This window comes from Xanthomonas axonopodis (assembly GCF_001304695.1).
In the GTDB taxonomy this organism is placed as follows: Bacteria; Pseudomonadota; Gammaproteobacteria; order Xanthomonadales; family Xanthomonadaceae; genus Xanthomonas; species Xanthomonas axonopodis.
Map to the genome: position 1 here is coordinate 1 of NZ_JFAQ01000265.1, position 3,202 is coordinate 3,202.

2 protein-coding genes and 2 pseudogenes are annotated in these 3,202 nt (G+C 63.9%); all 4 read right to left on the bottom strand.

From position 1 onward, the window contains the following. A partial coding sequence (gene metG / locus XAXN_RS19250) for a methionine--tRNA ligase (RefSeq protein WP_054320713.1) occupies nt 1-1,753 on the bottom strand: 1,753 nt, incomplete at its 3' end. A 240-nt stretch (nt 1,754-1,993) separates the two neighbouring features. Then, nucleotides 1,994-2,443, bottom strand: a complete 450-nt coding sequence (locus tag XAXN_RS19255) for a DUF2147 domain-containing protein (protein WP_054320714.1) — start codon at nt 2,441-2,443, stop codon at nt 1,994-1,996. 89 nt (nt 2,444-2,532) lie between these two features. Continuing rightward, nucleotides 2,533-3,038: pseudogene (locus XAXN_RS19260) on the bottom strand (hypothetical protein). A 55-nt stretch (nt 3,039-3,093) separates the two neighbouring features. Further along, nucleotides 3,094-3,202, bottom strand: a pseudogene (locus XAXN_RS22815) (IS5/IS1182 family transposase); the annotation flags it as partial.

Sequence of the window (3,202 nt, forward strand, 5' to 3'; positions counted from 1 at the left end):
CGGGATTGGAGATTGGGGATTCGGGATTCGCAACGGCGCTAGGCTTTGCGTCCGCCTTGGCCGGTGCAGGCTTGGAGCTGGTAGCCGGTGCTGCAGGTGCGGCGAGGGTGTCCTTGGAGGCGTCGGTCATGGCGTAGATCAATTTGGGGTCGATACGGGTAAACAGGGCGGCGTAGGGCTGGATCGTGTGCGCTGTTAGCGGGCGGGCGACGTCTTCCCAGCTAGTCATCGGCGCCGACAGGAAGGCTTCGGCTTCGGCGCAAGTGCGCGGCAGGATCGGCTTGAGGCCGGCGACCAGGATGCGGAACAGGTTCAGGCCCTGCGTGCAGACCGACTGCAGCTGCGCGTCGGCGCCGTCCTGCTTGGCGATCACCCACGGCTTGGTGTCATCGATGTATTTGTTGGCCTCGTCGGCCAGCGCCATGGTCTGGCGGATCGCGCTGGCCGCATCGTTGCGTTCGTAGGCCTCGCGAATCGGTGCCAGGGCAGCGACGAAGCGGTCGTACTGGGCGGCATCGGGTAGCGCATCAGCCAGCTTGCCGTCGAAGCACTTGCCGATGAAGCCCGCGCAGCGGCTGGCCAGGTTGACGAACTTGCCGACCAGGTCCGCATTGACCCGTGCGATGAAATCGCCCAGGTTCAGGTCCAGGTCGTCCACGCCGCCGGAAGACTTGGCCGCGAAGTAATAACGCAGCGCTTCCGGCTCCAGGCCGACATCCAGGAAGGTCCGCGCCATCACGAAGGTGCCGCGCGACTTAGACATCTTGGCGCCGTCCACGGTCAGATAGCCGTTGACGTGCAGCCGGGTCGGCGCGCGATGACCAGTGCCGTGCAGCACCGCCGGCCAGAACAGGCCGTGGAAATTGACGATGTCCTTGCCGATGAAGTGATGCAGCTCGGTCTGCGTACCGGCGGCGAGATGTGCTTCGAAGTCTTCGCCCATCTGCGCGCACAGCGTCTTGAAGCTGCACAGGTAGCCGATCGGCGCATCCAGCCACACGTAGAAATACTTGCTCGGCTGGCTGGGAATCTGGAAGCCGAAATACGGCGCATCGCGCGAGATGTTCCAGGCGCGCAGGCCGCCCTCGGTGTCCAGCCATTCCTTAAGCTTGGCCTTGACGCAGGGCAGTGCCACGTCGCCGGCCAGCCACTCCCGCAGGAAGCCGTCGAAATAGCCCACCTCGAAGAAGAAATGCTCCGAATCGCGCAGCTCCGGCGTGGCGCCGGAAATCACCGACTTGGGCTCTTTCAGCTCGGTTGGCGCATAGGTGGCGCCGCAGACTTCGCAGTTGTCGCCGTACTGGTCGGGGCTGCCGCAGTTGGGGCAGATGCCCTTGATGTAGCGATCCGGCAGGAACATGCCCTTGGCCGGGTCGTAGAACTGCGCCACCGAGCGACGGCTGATATGGCCGGCGGCCTCAAGCTTGCTGTAGAAGGCTTCGGTGAGCTCGCGATTGACCGGCGAATTGGTCGAATCGTAATGGTCGAAGGTCACTCCGAACGCGGCGAAATCGCGCTCGTGGTTGGCCTGGATGCTGGCGATGAAGGCTTCCGGGGTCACCTCGGCCTTCTCAGCAGCCAGCATGATCGGCGTGCCATGGGTGTCGTCAGCACAGACGAACCAGGTCTTGTCGCCGCGCAACCGGCGCGCGCGCACCCAGATATCGGCCTGGATGTAGCCGACCAAGTGGCCAAGATGCAGTGGGCCGTTGGCGTACGGCAGGGCAGTGGTGACGAGTGCGGTGCGGGTCATGGCAGGCGTAATGCGGGGGGCACGGGATTATTGCATTAGTCGTGAGCCGGGATTGGGATTGGGGATTCGTCAAAGCAGGATCAAGCCGCCTGCCCGTCGAGTCGCGCGGCGTTAGCCATCTCTGCAGCAGCGGCAACCGTTGATCCTGCTTGCAGCGCAAGCCCCAAAATGCGCCTGCGCGCAAAAAGGGCGCCCCGAAGGGCGCCCGCGCTTTTGCAAATCACCAATCCCGAATCCTGGCTACTCAAGCACCCACGTCTGGGTACGGCCCAGCGCTTCGATGCCGACGTAGCCGCGCATCTGCAGCTTCTTGCCGCCGTCGGTGAGGGTGATCTTGGACTTGTAGGTCTTGCCCTTGGCCGGGTCGAGTACCGAACCGCCGCTCCACACCGCGGTGCCGTCGGGCTTGAGGCCCCACAGGATGGTCATGCCCTTGATCGGCTTGCCCTTGAGCGCGCCATCGCATTTGTCACAGGTCGGGTTAGGCCCATGGTTGGACTGCAGGATCTCGACCACCTTGCCGCTCAGCGTGCCGTTGGCGGCCTGCTCGATCTGCACCACCGATTTGGGCTTGCCGGTCTCGTCGTCGATGGTCGTCCAGCGGCCCACCGGCGAATCGGCCGCATGGGCCATCAGCGAAGCGGCCGCCAGCGGCAGGGCGAGCAGCAGGGTTTTGAAGGTCTTGCGCATGGTGCCCCTCCCAGGGGTTGCTAGGGCCACCGTCGGCGGCCTGATCGCGAATGTATACCGGGGAGTATGGTGCGGGAAAGTCAGGGCGTTCAGTTTGAAACCGGGCAACGCGATGCCGCCACCGTCTGCTCGGCCATGAGGCGTGTTCGTCCCTTCTGGGTGACGATGCGGAACATTTCCACCTCGCACTCCTGCCCATGCAACAGGATGGTAGCGACATAATCCTGGCCGGTCTCAGGGACAAAACTGCGACTTACGGTACACAGCGGTGCGTTCATCACGCAGCGGTTGTCCGTGCAACCACCTGCCGACAGGGACAGGGTGATCGGCTCGCCTGCCTTGACTTGCGTTTCAGTCACGTAGCGTCCTCCGCTGACGGCAACGGCAGGCATCCCAATCTTCTGCCCAGCGCCGGTGCCGAACGGACCGGGCCGCGAGCCTGGCGCAATGCCGGCGCCGCGTAGCGTTCCGCCGACGCATGCGCGGTTTGGAAAAGCACAGGTGCGGGTCGCTCGGTGACCAAGCGGATACGCGCACGCAGCCCATCGCGTGGCGCGTCGAAGGTCGACAAGGAAATCGTCGCGCTGCGTGTCATCCCGCAACCGGCCAGAAGCGCGACCAGTGCCGTGAGAAGGATGCATTTAGAGCGGCTAACAAAACCCAGGAAGCATGCGTAAGCAGATGATGGAGCATGCGAGCGAGAGCAACGCTAAGTGGATATCGATGCGGCGTTCGAAGCGGATACGCAGCTTGCCCATG

Coding starts and splice junctions, on each gene's coding strand:
- XAXN_RS19255 (WP_054320714.1), bottom strand. CDS start 2,443: ATGCGCAAGACCTTCAAAACCCTGCTGCTCGCCCTGCCGCTGGCGGCC.